The organism is Methylobacterium sp. A54F, assembly GCF_053346035.1.
In genome coordinates this window covers 1-290 of the sequence record NZ_JBKFBF010000189.1, presented here as the reverse complement: position 1 = coordinate 290, position 290 = coordinate 1, and the positions used below count along the sequence as shown (strand labels likewise).

The 290-nt window shown below is 79.7% G+C and carries 1 protein-coding gene; it reads right to left on the bottom strand.

The genetic code is table 11. The features are described 5' to 3' along the window. On the bottom strand, positions 1–290 hold a 290-nt coding region (locus tag ACLBXP_RS25915; RefSeq protein ID WP_447670658.1), incomplete at both ends, for an iron-containing alcohol dehydrogenase.

The window sequence follows — 290 nt, the reverse complement described above, 5'->3', positions numbered from 1 at the left end:
CCCCCGCACGAGGCCGACGCCGTAGAGGTCGTCCAGGCGCTCGTCCGAGCGGGCGAGCAGCGCCACGAGCTTCGCCGTGTCGAGGGCGGAGCCGCCCCCCACCGACACCACCGCCTCCACGCCCTCGCTCCGGGCGAGGGCCGCGGCGCGCTCCACCACCGCGGCGGGCGGGTCGGCCACCACGTCCTCGAACACCGTCACGCCGATGCCGGCCGCCGCGAAGCCGGCCTCGGCGGCGCGGGTCAGCCCCGCCCCGCGCACCCCGCGGTCGGTTACGAGCAGCACGCGGG